Source organism: Streptomyces sp. M41 (assembly GCF_043673425.1).
Lineage (GTDB): Bacteria > Actinomycetota > Actinomycetes > Streptomycetales > Streptomycetaceae > Streptomyces.
Window position 1 is genome coordinate 263,825 of sequence record NZ_JBIMKE010000003.1, and the last position, 14,829, is coordinate 278,653.

At 72.4% G+C, this 14,829-nt stretch carries 16 protein-coding genes; 12 read left to right on the plus strand and 4 right to left on the minus strand.

Going from position 1 to position 14,829, the window contains the following annotated elements:
- Window positions 1-8 precede the first annotated feature (8 nt).
- The 3 genes from ACHBTE_RS05695 to glmS all read left to right on the plus strand — a co-directional run bounded on the left by ACHBTE_RS05695 (window position 9) and on the right by glmS (window position 3,890).
- Window positions 9-1,028, plus strand: a complete 1,020-nt coding sequence (locus tag ACHBTE_RS05695) for an ATP-binding cassette domain-containing protein (protein WP_394722257.1) — start codon at window positions 9-11, stop codon at window positions 1,026-1,028.
- Window positions 1,025-1,840, plus strand: coding sequence for an ABC transporter permease (locus ACHBTE_RS05700; RefSeq protein ID WP_394722258.1), 816 nt, complete (start codon window positions 1,025-1,027; stop codon window positions 1,838-1,840). Before ACHBTE_RS05695 ends, ACHBTE_RS05700 begins: the two co-directional genes overlap by 4 nt.
- A gap of 202 nt (window positions 1,841-2,042) precedes the next feature.
- Window positions 2,043-3,890, plus strand: a complete 1,848-nt coding sequence (glmS, locus tag ACHBTE_RS05705) for a glutamine--fructose-6-phosphate transaminase (isomerizing) (RefSeq protein WP_394722260.1) — start codon at window positions 2,043-2,045, stop codon at window positions 3,888-3,890.
- 111 nt (window positions 3,891-4,001) lie between these two features.
- On the opposite strand, the gene ACHBTE_RS05710 is transcribed toward glmS, so the two are convergent.
- The 3 genes from ACHBTE_RS05710 to ACHBTE_RS05720 all read right to left on the minus strand — a co-directional run bounded on the left by ACHBTE_RS05710 (window position 4,002) and on the right by ACHBTE_RS05720 (window position 6,709).
- Window positions 4,002-4,760 (minus strand): DUF6193 family natural product biosynthesis protein, encoded by a 759-nt coding sequence (locus tag ACHBTE_RS05710; protein ID WP_394722261.1) that lies wholly within the window; start codon window positions 4,758-4,760, stop codon window positions 4,002-4,004.
- A 63-nt stretch (window positions 4,761-4,823) separates the two neighbouring features.
- Complete coding sequence (locus ACHBTE_RS05715) at window positions 4,824-6,257, minus strand: NAD(P)H-hydrate dehydratase (protein WP_394722263.1); 1,434 nt, start codon at window positions 6,255-6,257, stop codon at window positions 4,824-4,826.
- 80 nt (window positions 6,258-6,337) lie between these two features.
- Window positions 6,338-6,709 carry a holo-ACP synthase gene (locus tag ACHBTE_RS05720; protein WP_394722265.1) on the minus strand — a complete coding sequence of 124 codons (372 nt, stop codon included), beginning with the start codon at window positions 6,707-6,709 and terminating at the stop codon, window positions 6,338-6,340.
- A 158-nt stretch (window positions 6,710-6,867) separates the two neighbouring features.
- Between ACHBTE_RS05720 and ACHBTE_RS05725 the strand changes: the two genes are divergently transcribed.
- The 5 genes from ACHBTE_RS05725 to ACHBTE_RS05745 all read left to right on the plus strand — a co-directional run bounded on the left by ACHBTE_RS05725 (window position 6,868) and on the right by ACHBTE_RS05745 (window position 11,274).
- The gene (locus tag ACHBTE_RS05725; RefSeq protein ID WP_394722266.1) at window positions 6,868-7,755 is read left to right on the plus strand and encodes a L,D-transpeptidase family protein; all 888 of its coding nucleotides are present in this window, start codon (window positions 6,868-6,870) and stop codon (window positions 7,753-7,755) included.
- 70 nt (window positions 7,756-7,825) lie between these two features.
- On the plus strand, window positions 7,826-8,992 hold the full coding sequence (gene alr / locus ACHBTE_RS05730) for an alanine racemase (protein ID WP_394722268.1): 1,167 nt from the start codon (window positions 7,826-7,828) through the stop codon (window positions 8,990-8,992).
- Between the two features lie 186 nt (window positions 8,993-9,178).
- Window positions 9,179-10,420, plus strand: coding sequence for an alpha/beta fold hydrolase (locus ACHBTE_RS05735; RefSeq protein ID WP_394722269.1), 1,242 nt, complete (start codon window positions 9,179-9,181; stop codon window positions 10,418-10,420).
- A complete protein-coding gene (gene tsaE / locus ACHBTE_RS05740; protein ID WP_394722270.1) occupies window positions 10,386-10,898 on the plus strand; it encodes a tRNA (adenosine(37)-N6)-threonylcarbamoyltransferase complex ATPase subunit type 1 TsaE in 513 nt (170 codons plus the stop codon). Before ACHBTE_RS05735 ends, tsaE begins: the two co-directional genes overlap by 35 nt.
- A gap of 169 nt (window positions 10,899-11,067) precedes the next feature.
- The gene (locus ACHBTE_RS05745) at window positions 11,068-11,274 is read left to right on the plus strand and encodes a hypothetical protein (RefSeq protein WP_394722271.1); all 207 of its coding nucleotides are present in this window, start codon (window positions 11,068-11,070) and stop codon (window positions 11,272-11,274) included.
- Window positions 11,275-11,291: 17 nt separating this feature from the next.
- Here the strand turns inward: ACHBTE_RS05745 and ACHBTE_RS05750 are convergent, their stop codons facing one another.
- On the minus strand, window positions 11,292-11,846 hold the full coding sequence (locus ACHBTE_RS05750; RefSeq protein ID WP_394722273.1) for a hypothetical protein: 555 nt from the start codon (window positions 11,844-11,846) through the stop codon (window positions 11,292-11,294).
- Window positions 11,847-11,959: 113 nt separating this feature from the next.
- Here ACHBTE_RS05750 and tsaB point away from each other — a divergent pair, with 113 nt between their 5' ends.
- From tsaB to ACHBTE_RS05770, 4 genes are all read left to right on the plus strand, one after another.
- On the plus strand, window positions 11,960-12,616 hold the full coding sequence (gene tsaB / locus ACHBTE_RS05755) for a tRNA (adenosine(37)-N6)-threonylcarbamoyltransferase complex dimerization subunit type 1 TsaB (protein WP_394722274.1): 657 nt from the start codon (window positions 11,960-11,962) through the stop codon (window positions 12,614-12,616).
- 68 nt (window positions 12,617-12,684) lie between these two features.
- Window positions 12,685-13,173, plus strand: a complete 489-nt coding sequence (gene rimI, locus ACHBTE_RS05760; RefSeq protein WP_394722480.1) for a ribosomal protein S18-alanine N-acetyltransferase — start codon at window positions 12,685-12,687, stop codon at window positions 13,171-13,173.
- Window positions 13,166-14,320, plus strand: coding sequence for a tRNA (adenosine(37)-N6)-threonylcarbamoyltransferase complex transferase subunit TsaD (gene tsaD / locus ACHBTE_RS05765; RefSeq protein WP_394722275.1), 1,155 nt, complete (start codon window positions 13,166-13,168; stop codon window positions 14,318-14,320). The genes rimI and tsaD overlap by 8 nt, the downstream gene beginning before the upstream one ends.
- Complete coding sequence (locus ACHBTE_RS05770; protein ID WP_394722276.1) at window positions 14,317-14,580, plus strand: hypothetical protein; 264 nt, start codon at window positions 14,317-14,319, stop codon at window positions 14,578-14,580. The genes tsaD and ACHBTE_RS05770 overlap by 4 nt, the downstream gene beginning before the upstream one ends.
- Window positions 14,581-14,829: the final 249 nt, after the last annotated feature.

The window sequence follows — 14,829 nt, forward strand, 5'->3', positions numbered from 1 at the left end:
GGTGACCCATGACGTATGCGATCGAGGCGGAAGGCCTGGTCAAGCGGTTCAAGGAGACCCAGGCGCTGGCCGGGGTCGATCTGGGCGCCCGCAAAGGCTCGGTCCTCGGACTGCTGGGCCCCAATGGCGCGGGGAAGACGACCGCGGTCCGGATCTTCGCGACGTTGCTCGAGCCGGACGCGGGCAGCGCCCGGGTGGCCGGGCACGACGTGGTCCGGGAAGCCGGGATCGTCCGGTCCATGGTCGGGCTGACCGGGCAGTACGCCGCGGTGGACGAGAACCTCACCGGCACGGAGAACCTGCTGCTCATCGGCCGGCTGCTCGGTCTGCCGCGCAGGGAGGCGAAGGCGCGCGCGGCGGAGCTGCTGGAGCGCTTTCAGCTGACCGACGCTGCCGGGCGGGCCGCGAAGACCTTCTCCGGGGGCATGCGCAGGCGCCTGGACCTGGCGGCCAGCCTGGTGGGCCGCCCCAGCATCCTCTTCCTCGACGAACCGACCACCGGACTGGACCCGCACAGCCGCGGTGAGCTGTGGGACCTGCTGCGCGGCCTGGTCGCGGACGGCGCGACCGCCTTGCTGACCACGCAGTATCTGAACGAGGCCGATGTGCTCGCCGACGACATCGTGGTGATCGACAAGGGCCGGGTGATCGCCGAGGGCACCCCGGACCAGCTGAAGTCGCAGGTCGGCGGGCAGGTGCTGGAGCTGCGGCCGTTGGCGGCGCAGGACCTCGCGCGCGTGCACGCGGTCGTCGCCGGAGCGGCCGGGGCGGCGGGGGCACAGGCCCAGATCGAGGGCGAGACGATCACCGCCCCGGTGAAGGACCCCGAGCTGATGCCGGCCGTGGTGCGCGCGCTCGACCGTGAGGGGATAGCGGTGGGGGAGCTCGCCCTGCGCCGCTCGTCCCTCGACGAGGTCTTCCTCGCCCTGACCGGTCACCGCGCCGAGCCGGGCGAGCCCGAGGGCGACGGGGGAGCGGCCGTCCGGGACGACGACGGCGAGTTCCGGAAGGCGGTGATGCGGCCATGACGGCGACGGCCACGACCATCACGGCCTCGGTCACCAAGTCGGGCCGGGTACGACCCCTGGACGGACTCCGCCAGACCTTCACGATGGCTTGGCGCAGCCTGGTCGCGGTCAAGCACAACCCGCTGGAACTGGTCGACTACAGCATTACGCCGATCATGTTCGTGTTCCTGTTCACCTATGTGCTGGGCGGGCAGATGGCCGGATCCCCCGAGGCGTATCTGAAGTACGCGTTGCCCGGGATCATCGTGCAGAACACCCTGTTCATGACGATGTACACGGCGATGGCGCTCAACACCGACCTCACCAAGGGCGTCTTCGACCGTCTGCGCAGCCTGCCGATCGCCCGCTCCGCCCCGCTCATCGGCCGGATCACCGCGGACCTGGCCAAGCATCTGTGGGCCCTGCTGCTGATGATCGGCCTCGGCCTGCTGCTCGGCTTCCGGGTCACCGGGGGGCTGGACGGGTTCCTGCTCGGCACCCTGCTGGTGATCGTGTTCGCGGCGGCCGTGTCATGGGCCGCGGTGCTGATCGGGATGCTCGCGGGCGACGCCGAGAAGGTCCAGGCGTTCGCCTTCACCCTCATCTTCCCGATCACCTTCACCAGCAGCGCCTTCGTCATGGTCGACACCATGCCGGGCTGGCTCCAGGCCTGGAGCGACGTCAATCCGGTCACCCACCTGTCCGACGCCTTCCGCGGCCTGCTGCTGGGCGGGCCGGTGGCGGAGCCGGTGCTGTGGTCGCTGGTGTGGGCGGCGGGGATCGCGGTGGTGTTCTATCCGATGGCTATGCGGGCTTATCGGAAGAAGACGTGATCGCTCAAGAACGTGCCGTTGGGAATGAGGATTTCCGAGGCGAGCCGATCCGCCGGCTCAATGAGCAGCGGCACGGATGCGGACGGCGTCATTCTCCGCCTTGGCCGGCTGCTCGTCGGGGCGTTCGTGCCCCGGTGGGAATTTCCGATTTCGGGCACGCTCTGGCCGTTTCCGGTGGGGGTTCGGCCGTAGGCTGCCGCGCATGTGCGGAATCGTGGGATACGTGGGGTCGCAGTCGGCGCTCGAGATCGTGATGGCCGGGCTGAAGCGGCTGGAGTACCGGGGGTACGACTCGGCAGGGGTCGCCGTGCCGGCGGACGGGGGGCTGGCGGCTGCCAAGAGGGCCGGGAAGCTCGTCAATCTGGAGAAGGAGCTGACGGAGCGTCCGCTGCCGACGGGGACGACGGGCATCGGGCATACCCGGTGGGCCACCCACGGAGGGCCCACGGACGCCAACGCGCATCCGCATCTCGACAACGCGGGGCGGGTCGCCGTCGTGCACAACGGGATCATCGAGAACTTCGCCGCGCTGCGGGCCGAGTTGGCGGAGCGAGGGCACGAGCTGGCCTCCGAGACCGACACCGAGGTGGTCGCGCATCTGCTCGCCGAGGAGTTCTCGGTGACCGCCGACCTCGCGGAGGCCATGCGGCTGGTGTGCCGCCGGCTGGAGGGGGCGTTCACGCTGGTCGCTGTGCATGGCGACGACCCCGACGTGGTGGTCGGCGCACGGCGCAACTCGCCGCTCGTGGTGGGCGTCGGAGAGGGCGAGGCCTTCCTCGCCTCGGACGTCGCCGCGTTCATCGCCCATACGCGCTCCGCGATCGAGCTGGGCCAGGACCAGGTCGTGGAGCTGCGGCGGGACGGCGTCACCGTCACCGGGTTCGACGGGCAGCCGGCGCAGGTGCGTTCGTACCACGTCGACTGGGACGCCTCGGCCGCGGAGAAGGGCGGCTACGACTACTTCATGCTCAAGGAGATCGCCGAGCAGCCCAAGGCGGTCGCCGACACCCTGCTGGGGCGTATCGACGCGTCCGGTTCGCTGACCCTGGACGAGGTGCGCATCCCCGCGGCGGTGCTGCGGGAGATCGACAAGATCGTCGTCGTGGCCTGCGGTACGGCCTTCCACGCCGGGCTGATCGCCAAGTACGCCATCGAGCACTGGACCCGGATCCCGTGCGAGGTGGAGCTGGCGAGCGAGTTCCGCTACCGGGATCCGATCCTGGACCAGCAGACCCTGGTCATCGCCATCTCGCAGTCCGGCGAGACCATGGACACCCTCATGGCGCTGCGGCACGCCCGCGAGCAGGGCTCCAAGGTGCTGGCGATCTGCAACACCAACGGGTCGACGATCCCGCGCGAGTCGGACGCGGTGCTGTACACGCACGCCGGTCCGGAGGTCGCGGTCGCCTCGACGAAGGCGTTCCTCACCCAGCTGGTCGCCTGCTACCTGGTGGCGCTGTACCTGGGGCAGACGCGGGGCACCAAGTGGGGCGACGAGATCCGGGCCGTGATCCGGGACCTGTCGCAGATCTCCGGCGCGGTCGAGCGCGTCCTGGAGACCATGGAGCCGGTACGGGCGCTGGCGCGCAGCCTGGCCGGGAAGAACACGGTCCTCTTCCTCGGCCGGCACGTCGGATACCCCGTGGCGCTGGAAGGCGCGCTGAAGCTGAAGGAACTCGCCTACATGCACGCCGAGGGCTTCGCGGCGGGCGAGCTGAAGCACGGCCCCATCGCCCTGATCGAGGACGACCTGCCGGTGGTCGTGGTCGTGCCGTCACCGCGGGGCCGTTCGGTCCTGCACGACAAGATCGTGTCCAACATCCAGGAGATCCGTGCTCGCGGCGCACGCACCATCGTGATCGCGGAGGAGGGCGACGAGGCGGTGGTCCCGTACGCCGACCATCTGATCCGCATCCCCGTGACCCCGACACTGCTCCAGCCGCTGGTGGCGACCGTGCCGCTCCAGGTCTTCGCCTGCGAGCTGGCCACCGCCCGCGGCAACGAGGTGGACCAGCCGCGCAACCTGGCGAAGTCGGTGACGGTGGAGTAGGCCCGCTCAGGCGTGAAGAGGCAGCCGCGACGAAGAGCGGCCGTACGAAGTGAAGGGCAGCCGTGACGAAGGGCGGCCGTGAGAAGGCGGCACAGGGCCGCGGCCGGAGGGTCAGCCGCGGCCTCCGTCGCCCACGAACGCGCCGGACGTGACAGGGCCGAGGCCGTCGGGCAGATGACGTACGGCCGCCGTCACCGCCTCCCGGGCCGTGGTGGCACGGGCGAGCACCCCGGCGCCGGTGAACCCCGTGCTGACCGTGTAGTCGTCGGTGTCACGGGCGATCAGACACGGCCCGGTGATGGTCAGGCGCGGGCGGGTGGTCGACGAGAAACGCAGCGTCCAGTGGCTGGTGAACGGGTACAGGCGTCGAAGGGTCGGCTCGGCGTAGGCCGCCTCGATCAGCGCGTGATACTCGGGCCGGTCCCTCTCGCCCGCCTCCAGACGCAGGTGCTGCCACTCGGATTCGGCCAGGCGCACCGGGTCGCCGTCGGGCACCTCGAAGCGGCCCGTCGGACGCACGAAGGGCGCGGCCCGGCTGATGTCGGCGAGCGGCAGCCCGGCCTGCCACGTCTGTGCGACCCTCGCGAGCTGAGTCAGATCGTCCGTGACCCCCTCGATGAGGGCCAAGCCCTGGAGGGACTCCTCACCACGGATCGACCACCGCCGTTCGTGCGCGTAGGCGCTGACGATCAGTGCGTTGCGATACGGCAGTTCGCTGTCGACGACGGTGCTCTGCAAGGGACTTGAGCCGGCGTCCGTGACTGCGACGAAGAGGCCGGCTTCGTCCGCCGCGGCCCGGATCGCCGCCCCGAGGCTGCCTCGTGCCGCGACGTCGGGAAAGGGAACGGCTGGGTCAGGGTGCTCGGTCATGACTGCTGATTGTGCCGATGGCCTTCGAACAGTGCGAACTGCCCGTCATCGTTGCCCATTTCCTCACCCCCGCACATCCCGCCAAGCCTCCGGAATCCCCTCCGCCACGTCGTGCGCCCCCAGCGGCGCCCCGTCCGCCGCGAACCTCGCCGAGAGGCCGTGGAGATACGCCCCCACGCTGCCCGCGTCCAGTGCCGTGAGCCCTGCCGCCAGCAGTGATCCCGCCAGCCCCGACAGCACGTCCCCGCTCCCGGCCGTGGCCAGCCAGGACGTCCCCGTCGGGTTCACCCGGACCGGGCCGTCACCCCCGGCGCCGGCCACCAGCGTCGTCGACCCCTTCAGCAGCACCGTCGCCGCATACCGCGCCGCGAGCTCCCGTACCGAGGCCAGCCGGGCCCCCTCGACCTCCTCGCGCCAGACGCCGAGCAGCGCCGCCGCCTCCCCGGCGTGCGGGGTCATCAGGGTCGGCGCCGAACGCCTCCGTACCGCCTCCGCGTCCGCCAGCCGCAGCCCGTCCGCGTCGATCAGCACCGGTACGTCCGTCGCCAGCACCTCCGCCACCGTCGCCGCGTCGTCCCCGGCGCCCGGGCCGACCACCCAGGCCTGGACGCGCCCGGCCTTCTTCGGTCCCCCGTCCGACACCAGCGTCTCGGGGAACCGGGCGATCACCGCGTCCCCGGCCGGACCGACGTACCGTACGGCTCCGGCGCCGCCCCGCAGCGCCCCCGCGACCGCGAGCACCGCGGCGCCCGGGTAGCGGGCCGAGCCCGCCGCGATGCCCACGACACCGCGCCGGTACTTGTCCGTCTCCGCCGCCGGAGCCGGCAACAACCGGGCCACGTCCGCGTGTTGCAGCGCCTCCAGCTCGGCCGGGGACGTCAGGTCCAGCCCGATGTCCACCAGCCGCACCACCCCGGCGTACTCCCGTGCCGGGTCGATCAGCAGCCCCGGCTTGTGCGTGCCGAAGGTGACGGTGAGGTCGGCCCGCAGTGCCGTGCCGCGCACCTCGCCCGTGTCCGCGTCCACGCCGCTCGGCAGGTCCACGGCGACCACGGCGGCCCGGGACCGCTCGGCCGCGGCGGCCAGCGGTGCCGCCTGCGGACGCAGCCCGCCCTTGCCGCCGATGCCGACGATGCCGTCCACGACGAGGTCCGCGCGCTCGATCAGGTCCTCGGCCGTCTCGGTGCCGACCGCCCGTCCGCCCGCCCGCCGCAGCGCCGCGAGGCCGCCGGAGTGGGCGCGCTCCGGCGCCGTCAGCACCGCGGTGACGCCCGCTCCGCGCCGGGCCAGCCGGGCCCCGGCGTACAGGGCGTCGCCGCCGTTGTCGCCGCTGCCGACCAGCAGGACGACCCGGCTGCCGTACACCCGGCCCAGCAGATCCGCGCAGGCGGCGGCGAGTCCGGCCGCCGCCCGCTGCATCAGCGCCCCGTCCGGAAGCCGTGCCATCAGCTCCCGTTCGGCCGCCCTTACCGTCTCCACGCCGTACGCAGTCCGCATGCGACCGAGTCTCCCGTACCGGGCGAAGCACGTCGCATCCATTCCGGCCGGAGTCTTGGGGAAGGGGGACCGGCTGAGGCTCAGCCCTCCGCCACCACCACCGCCGAGGCCACCCCGGCGTCATGGCTCAGCGAGACATGCCAGGAACGCACGCCCAGTTCGGCCGCCCGGGCCGCCACCGTCCCCGTCACCCGCAACAGAGGCCGGCCGCTGTCCTCGACGCACACCTCGGCGTCAGTCCACAGCAGACCGGGGGGCGCGCCCAGCGCCTTGGCGAGGGCCTCCTTCGCCGCGAAGCGGGCCGCGAGCGAGGCCATGCCCCGGCGTTCACCACTCGGCAGCAGCAACTCGCTCTCCAGGAAGAGCCGTTGGGCCAGCCCGGGGGTGCGCTTGAGCGCCGCCTCGAACCTGTCGATCTCCGCCACGTCGATTCCGACCCCGATGATGCTCATGCCGAGCACCCTAGAGTCGGCGCGCCGCTCTCCGGGACGGGCCTCGCGGTCGTGGAATCGGCGCCGCCGCCTGAAACACCCGTGCCACACTCCTCGTTAGGGTGACCCGCCAGCGCGGCACCTCCCGCACGGCCCCGCCCTCGCGCTTGTCTGAGCGCATGATCAGCGGACGTATCGCAGGCCGGAGCATCGCCGTTGTGCTCGCCACGGCCTCCCTGCTGCCCGTGGGCAGCGCTTCGGCCGACCCGGTGCCCCCGGTCTCCGGATCGCATGCCGAACTCGTACCGGGCGTGCCTTTGAACCCCCTCCAGCTCGTGCGGCTCGACACGCCCGACCAGGCGCTGCCGCCGAAGGTGTACAAGCCGAGCCCCGAGGAGGACGCGGTCGAGCCGCGGGAGGCGCCGGACGGGACGTACGACCTCGTGGAGTACGTCACCCCCATGGACGCCCTCGAGAAGCCGAAGTGCAGCGAGGAGACCGGCCCCCATCAGCGCCAGGTCGAGCGGTGGCTGAAGCGGCCGGTGGACGGGGAGCAGTCCGAGGCCGACTGCCGGGCCATCCGCTCCTTCCAGACCAAGCACAGGATCAAGCCCGCCATGGGCTTCGCCGGTCCGGTGACCTGGGCCACCATGCGGCTGGAGGGCGCCCGCAAGAACCCCAACGCCGCCAGGCGGTGCCCGGTGCGGTCGTACACCGTCGCCTGTGTCGACCTCGACCGGCAGATGGCGTGGGTGCAGCGGGGGAAGCGAGTCGTGTACGGGCCCGTGCACATCCGCAGCGGACGCAAGGGGTACGGCACCCGGGCCGGCTGGCACCGGGTCTACTGGCGGCACAAGAACCATGTCTCCTCGCTCTACAAGAGCCCCATGCCGTACTCCCAGTTCTTCAGCGGCGGCCAGGCCTTCCACGGTGTCTACGGCAGCCTGTTCACCGAGGTCGGCTCCATGGGCTGCGTCAATCTGCGGCTGGACGACGCCCGCAGGCTGTGGCGCGTGCTGAAGAAGAACGACCGGGTGTACGTGTGGGGGCACCGGACGGAGAAGTAGGCACCCGGGAGCGGTGTCGGGGGTCCGGCTCGGCGGCGCCGCCGGACCCCTCTGAGACACTGGGGGCGCCATGACACAAACAGCAGCTCTGCGGACCGCGCCCCTGCGTGCCCGCGCCGAGATCGACCTGGCCGCCCTGCGGGCCAACGTGCGGACCCTGCGCGCCCTCGCGCCGGGCGCGGCTCTGATGGCCGTCGTGAAGTCCGACGCGTACGGCCACGGGGCGGTGCCGTGTGCCCGCGCGGCCGTCGAGGCGGGCGCCGGCTGGCTCGGCACCGCCACGCCGCAGGAGGCGCTCGTGCTGCGGGCCGCCGGGGTGGACGGCGTACGGATCATGTGCTGGCTGTGGACGCCGGGCGGCCCCTGGCGGGAGGCCATCGAGGCCGATCTGGACGTCTCCGTGAGCGGGATGTGGGCGCTGCGGGAGGTCACCGAGGCCGCCCGGCAGGCCGGCCGCCCCGCTCGGGTGCAGCTCAAGGCCGACACCGGGCTCGGACGCAACGGCTGCCAGCCGGGTGACGACTGGGCCGAACTGGTGCGCGAGGCCCTGCGGGCCGAGGCCGACGGGCTGATCCGGATCACCGGGCTCTGGTCGCACTTCGCCTGCGCCGACGAGCCCGGGCATCCCTCCATCGCCGCCCAGCTCTCCCTGTTCCAGGAGATGGTCGCGCACGCCGAAGGGCAGGGCGCGCGGCCCGAGGTACGGCACATCGCCAACTCGCCGGCCACGCTCACCGTCCCCGACAGCCACTTCGACCTGGTGCGCACCGGCATCGCGACCTACGGCATCTCGCCCAGCCCCGAGCTCGGCAGCCCCGCCGACTTCGGGCTGCGGCCCGTGATGACGCTGTCGGCGTCCCTCGCCCTGGTGAAGCACGTGCCGGGGGGCCATGGCGTCAGTTACGGGCATCACTACGTCACCCCGGGCGAGACCACCCTCGGCCTGGTCCCCCTCGGCTACGCCGACGGCATCCCCCGGCACGCCTCCGGCGCCGGTCCGGTCCTGGTCGGCGGCAAGTGGCGGACGGTCGCGGGGCGGATCGCGATGGACCAGTTCGTCGTCGACCTGGGCGGCGACGAGCCCGCCGCGGGCGCCGAGGCGCTGCTGTTCGGGCCCGGCGACCGCGGTGAGCCCACCGCCGAGGACTGGGCGCAGGCGGCAGGCACCATCGCGTACGAGATCGTCACCCGGATCGGAACGCGCGTTCCCCGCGTCTATGTGAACGAGTCCCTGTAGATGCGGCTGGACCGGTAGGTGCCGACATGGTGGGTGCGTGCGGCCACGTGATTGCTACCAGTGAGTACATTCATGTGAACGAGGAACGAGAGAGGTAACCCGTAGCGGGACCCCGCTACGAGCACCGGCACCGTCCACCACCGACGTCACACCGGCACCACCCGACTCAGCGAAGAGGAGCGGTACGTGAGCGAGAGCAGCGCGGAGGCCGTCGCGGCCGTCGCCTCCGCCACGGGGGTGGCCGCGAACTGGCGCAGGGCGACCGGGTTCGCCGGTGCGGCGATAGGCGTGATCGCGGCGGGCGCGGCGGCCGGCGTCGCCATAGAGCGGATGACCGTGGGACGGGGCATGCGGCAGAAGGCCCGCCTCGCCCTGGACTGGGCGGGACCCTACGGCTCGCTGCGCGGCCAGCCCGGCAAGGCGTACGCCGACGACGGCACCGAGCTGTACTACGAGGTCGACGACCTCGACCCGGAGGCCGCGCCCACCCTCACCCCGCGGCGCCGCCGCCTCTTCGGGCGCAAGGCTCCGGCCCCCGTCACCGTCGTCTTCAGCCACGGCTACTGCCTCCACCAGGACTCCTGGCACTTCCAGCGCGCCGCGCTGCGGGGCGTCGTACGCACCGTGCACTGGGACCAGCGCAGCCACGGCAGGTCCGGGCGGGGCGTCGCCCAGACGGAAGCCGGCACGCACGTCGACATCGAGCAGCTCGGACGCGACCTGAAGGCCGTGATCGACGCCGCCGCGCCCGAGGGGCCGCTCGTGCTGGTCGGGCACTCCATGGGCGGGATGACGGTCATGGCCCTGGCCGACCAGTATCCGGAGCTGATCCGTGACCGGGTCGTCGCCACCGCTTTCGTCGGTACTTCCTCCGGGCGGCTCGGCGAGGTCAACTTCGGGCTGCCCGTCGCGGGGGTGAACGCGGTCCGGCGCGTTCTGCCGGGCGTCCTCAAGGTGCTGGGGCAGCGGGCCGAGCTGGTGGAGAAGGGGCGCCGGGCCACGGCCGACCTCTTCGCCGGGATCATCAAGCGGTACTCCTTCTCGTCCCGGGACGTGGACCCGGCCGTCGCCCGGTTCGCCGAGCGGATGATCGAGGGGACGCCGATCGACGTGGTCGCCGAGTTCTACCCGGCCTTCAGTGACCACGACAAGACCGAGGCGCTCGCCCTCTTCACCGACATGCCGGTGCTGGTCCTGGCCGGGGTGGGCGACCTCGTCACGCCCAGCGAGCACAGCGAGGCGATCGCCGATCTGCTGCCGGAGGCCGAGCTGGTCCTGGTGCCGGACGCCGGGCATCTGGTGATGCTGGAGCACCCGGAAGCGGTCACCGACCGTCTCGCCGACCTGCTCACCCGGGCGGGTGCCGTGCCGGCAGGAGCTACCGTAAGTGGCTATGGAAGCACCAGCAGCACCGCACAACGCGGGTGACCTCGAGCTGACCGTCACATCTCCCGACCAGATGCGGGAACTGGGCCGCCGCCTGGCCAAGCTGCTGCGCGCGGGCGACCTCCTGATGCTCAGCGGGGAGCTCGGCGCGGGCAAGACGACGCTGACCCGGGGCCTCGGCGAGGGCATGGGGGTCAGGGGAGCGGTGACGTCCCCGACCTTCGTGATCGCCCGGGTGCACCCCTCGCTCGCCGACGGGCCGCCGCTCGTCCATGTCGACGCCTACCGGCTGTCCGGCGGCCTGGACGAGATGGAGGACCTCGACCTCGACGTCTCGCTGCCGGAGTCGGTGATCGTCGTGGAGTGGGGCGAGGGCAAGGTCGAGGAACTGACCGACGAACGTCTCCAGGTCGTCATCCACCGCGCCGTCGGCGACACCACCGACGAGGTACGGCATGTGACGGTGACCGGGCTCGGGGCACGCTGGGCGACGGTGGACCTGAGCGTGCTGTCCGCCTGAGCCGCGGAACGGGCCGGACGTCGGACCAGCCGCGGAACGCGGGCCGGATGAACATTCCGACAAGACGTCGGCAAGATATTGCGTTCGCGGTCTTGTGCGTGGTCACATGGTACCCAGTCCGTAGTTAGGTGTACCTAACTACATCCGCCCCCGGCCCCAGGAGGCGTCCATGCCGGCACCGCAGAACAGGACCCACCACGAGGTGCCGCCGCGGTCGTACGCGCCGGTGGCCGGGGTATCCATGCGCGATCTGCTGGCGGCCGGCGCCGCCGCCGACGCGATCTCCACCCCGCCACGCCTCCCCGACCCGGGGACGGCCGGCGCACCCGCAGGCATCGAGCACGGGCAGCGGCACGGGCACCGCGAGGCCGCTTAGGGGAGCGCCGGGACCCCTCAGGGGATCACCGCGACGGTCCGGCCGATCGTCGCGAAGTCCCACATCGCGGCGCCGTCCTCGCGTGACTCGCGGATGCCGCCCGTCTTCAGCGCCGGGTCGGGCGCGGGCGTCGAGCCGTCCACGGCCGCGCTGAAGCCGATGGTGATGTTCTCCACCGTGGTGAAGCGGACGACGTGCTCGACGGGGGCCCCGTCGGAGCCGGTGACCGTGTTGGAGCGGGACGTGACCAGGTAGACGCCCGGCGCCGGGTCGACCGATCCGGGGGTGACCCGGAACGTGCGCTTGACCTGATCCCCCTCGCCGACCAGCCACACCCGGTCGTCCTCCACGGAGTACACCACCCGTACACCCGTTCCCGATCCGGCGGGCAGCGCGGCCGGATCCTTGCGGTCACGGGGCGCCTTGGAGGTACTCACCTCGGGTGAGCCGACCGTACGCGGCTTGCCGAGCTCACCCGGCACGGTGGCGGAGGCCTGGTAGGCGAGGAAACCGACGGTCGCGAGGGCCGCCGCGGTGAGCGCTGCCACGAATGAGGAGCTGCTGCCTGCCACCGTCGCCCACCTCGGCCTTCGCCTCGTACGTCGTGATCCAGCCGACCGTAGCAGCCGTCAAGGGCCCGGCCGGGGCGGCGCTTCCCGGGGCGTGGGCGCCGTAGGCTGTTTGCGTGCTCTTGCTCGCTCTGGATACCGCCACCCCCGCCGTCACCGTCGCCCTGCACGACGGCACGGACGTCATCGCCTCCTCCAGCCAGGTGGACGCCCGCCGGCACGGAGAGCTGTTGCTGCCGTCCGTCGACCGCGTCCTCGCCCAGGCCGCTGTGAAGCTCGACGCCGTCACCGGCATCGTCGTGGGCATCGGCCCCGGCCCCTACACCGGGCTGCGCGTCGGCCTGATGACGGCCGACACCTTCGGCCTCGCCCTCGGCGTCCCCGTGCACGGCGTGTGCACGCTCGACGGCCTCGCGTACGCCGCCGACATCGAACAGGGCCCGTTCGTCGTCGCGACCGACGCCCGCCGCAAGGAGGTCTACTGGGCGCGGTACGCCGATTCCCGAACCCGCCTGACCGACCCGGCCGTCGACCGCCCCGCGGACATCGCCGAGCAGGTCGCCGGGCTGCCCGCCGTCGGCGCGGGCGCGCTGCTGTACCCCGACACCTTCCCCAGCGCCCACGAGCCCGAGCATGTGTCGGCGGCGGCCCTCGCGGCGCTGGCCGCCGAGCGGCTGGCGGCGGGCGAGGAGCTTCCCGCGCCCCGGCCGCTTTATCTGCGCCGGCCCGACGCCCAGGTCCCCAAGAACTACAAGGTGGTCACCCCCAAGTGACAGGACAGCCGACCGGACCGGGGACGGGACCTCAGACCGGGCCGCCCGTGCCCCATGTGCTGCGCGAGATGCGCTGGTGGGACATCGACTCGGTGCTGGAGCTGGAGAAGGACCTCTTCCCCGAGGACGCCTGGTCCCGGGGCATGTTCTGGTCCGAGCTGGCGCATGCGCGCGGGCCCGGGGCGACCCGGCGCTATCTCGTCGCCGAGGACGGCGGGCGGCTCGTGGGATACGCGGGGCTCGCCTCCTCCGGCGACCTCGCCGACGTCCAGACCATCGCCGTGGCCCGCGACCACCAGGGCACCGGTCTCGGCAGCCGGCTGCTCACCGAACTGCTGCGGGCCGCGACCGCCTTCGAGTGCGCCCAAGTGATGCTGGAGTGCCGGGTGGACAACGTCCGGGCGCAGAAGCTCTACGAGCGCTTCGGCTTCGAGGCCATCGGCTTCAGGCGCGGCTACTACCAGCCGGGGAACGTGGACGCCCTGGTGATGCGACTGACCGACCCTTCCACCTCCGTACCCGGAACACCCGTACAAGGAACCGAGATCAATGGCTGACTCACGCGACGAGCCGCTCGTACTCGGCATCGAGACCTCCTGCGACGAGACCGGCGTCGGCATCGTCCGCGGTACCACCCTGCTCGCCGACGCCATCGCCTCCAGCGTCGACGAGCACGCCCGCTTCGGCGGTGTCGTGCCGGAGGTCGCCTCCCGGGCGCACCTGGAGGCGATGGTCCCGACCATCGACCGGGCGCTGAAGGAGGCGGGTGTCTCCGCCCGCGACCTGGACGGCATCGCGGTGACCGCGGGGCCGGGTCTCGCGGGGGCGCTGCTGGTCGGTGTCTCGGCGGCGAAGGCGTACGCCTACGCGCTGGGCAAGCCGCTCTACGGCGTCAACCACCTCGCCTCCCACATCTGCGTGGACCAGCTGGAGCACGGCGCGCTGCCGGAGCCGACGATGGCCCTGCTGGTGTCCGGCGGTCACAGCTCGCTGCTGCTGTCGACGGACATCACCTCCGACGTCCGGCCGATGGGCGCGACCATCGACGACGCGGCGGGCGAGGCATTCGACAAGATCGCCCGCGTGCTGAACCTGGGCTTCCCCGGCGGCCCGGTCATCGACCGGTACGCGCGCGAGGGCGACCCGGAGGCGATCGCGTTCCCGCGCGGTCTGACGGGGCCGCGCGATCCGGCGTACGACTTCTCCTTCTCCGGTCTCAAGACGGCGGTCGCCCGCTGGATCGAGGCCAAGCGGGCGGCGGGCGAGGAGGTCCCGGTGCGCGATGTCTCGGCCTCCTTCCAGGAGGCGGTCGTGGACGTGCTGACCCGTAAGGCCGTGCGTGCCTGCAAGGACGAGGGCGTCGACCATCTGATGATCGGCGGCGGTGTGGCCGCCAACTCCCGGCTGCGGGCCCTCGCCCAGGAGCGCTGCGAGGCGGCCGGGATCCGGCTGCGGGTGCCCCGGCCCAAGCTGTGCACGGACAACGGGGCGATGGTGGCCGCGCTGGGCGCGGAGATGGTGGCGCGCAACCGGCCCGCGTCCAGCTGGGACCTGTCGGCGGACTCCTCGCTGCCGGTGACGGACCCTCATGTGCCGGGGGACTTCGGGGACGAGGGCCTGGGCCACGGTTCCGGTCACGGGCACGGCCACCATCACGGTCACGACCATGTGCACGAGGTCAGCAAGGAGAACCTCTACTCGTGACGGTCGCGCTGATGTGGGAGGCACGGGCGGTGCCCGGGCGAGGGGAGGACCTGCTCGCCTGGGCCCGGGCGCAGGAGCCGGCCGGACAGCCCCTGCGCCGGGAAGTCCTCCGGGCGCCGCAGGACCGGGTGCTCGTCATCACCTGGTGGGACGCGCCGTACGACGCCGACCTCCCCGAACTGCCGGAGCCGGACGGGGAGCTGATCACCCGGGCGGTGCACCGGTGGCGGTTCGAGTCGGTCGACGTACGGCCGGCCTGAGCGCGGCGGCGTTCTCCGGCGCCCGGGTCACACCGGCGCCGCCAGCGGTGCCGACGTGCCGTCCATAGGCGCGGGCGCCATGGGGGGCGGGCTCGCGGCCACCGGCACGCACCTGGTCGAGCTGTGGCACTGCAGGGATCCGCGCGATCACCGGACCGTCCCGCGTGATGTGCAGCCGCGCCCGCCTCGACGGCTTCCGTGCCGCCCTGAAGACCGCCGGACCGCCGGGGCCGCGGGATGCCGGAGGTC

Excerpts from the sequence above, each read along its gene's own strand:
- ACHBTE_RS05720 (WP_394722265.1), bottom strand. The coding sequence starts at position 6,709 with ATGAGCATCATCGGGGTCGGAATCGACGTGGCGGAGATCGACAGGTTC.
- ACHBTE_RS05700 (WP_394722258.1), top strand. The coding sequence starts at position 1,025 with ATGACGGCGACGGCCACGACCATCACGGCCTCGGTCACCAAGTCGGGC.
- ACHBTE_RS05745 (WP_394722271.1), top strand. The coding sequence starts at position 11,068 with ATGCCGGCACCGCAGAACAGGACCCACCACGAGGTGCCGCCGCGGTCG.
- ACHBTE_RS05695 (WP_394722257.1), top strand. The coding sequence starts at position 9 with ATGACGTATGCGATCGAGGCGGAAGGCCTGGTCAAGCGGTTCAAGGAG.
- rimI (WP_394722480.1), top strand. The coding sequence starts at position 12,685 with ATGCGCTGGTGGGACATCGACTCGGTGCTGGAGCTGGAGAAGGACCTC.
- glmS (WP_394722260.1), top strand. The coding sequence starts at position 2,043 with ATGTGCGGAATCGTGGGATACGTGGGGTCGCAGTCGGCGCTCGAGATC.
- tsaE (WP_394722270.1), top strand. The coding sequence starts at position 10,386 with ATGGAAGCACCAGCAGCACCGCACAACGCGGGTGACCTCGAGCTGACC.
- ACHBTE_RS05725 (WP_394722266.1), top strand. The coding sequence starts at position 6,868 with ATGATCAGCGGACGTATCGCAGGCCGGAGCATCGCCGTTGTGCTCGCC.
- ACHBTE_RS05715 (WP_394722263.1), bottom strand. The coding sequence starts at position 6,257 with ATGCGGACTGCGTACGGCGTGGAGACGGTAAGGGCGGCCGAACGGGAG.
- tsaD (WP_394722275.1), top strand. The coding sequence starts at position 13,166 with ATGGCTGACTCACGCGACGAGCCGCTCGTACTCGGCATCGAGACCTCC.
- alr (WP_394722268.1), top strand. The coding sequence starts at position 7,826 with ATGACACAAACAGCAGCTCTGCGGACCGCGCCCCTGCGTGCCCGCGCC.
- ACHBTE_RS05710 (WP_394722261.1), bottom strand. The coding sequence starts at position 4,760 with ATGACCGAGCACCCTGACCCAGCCGTTCCCTTTCCCGACGTCGCGGCA.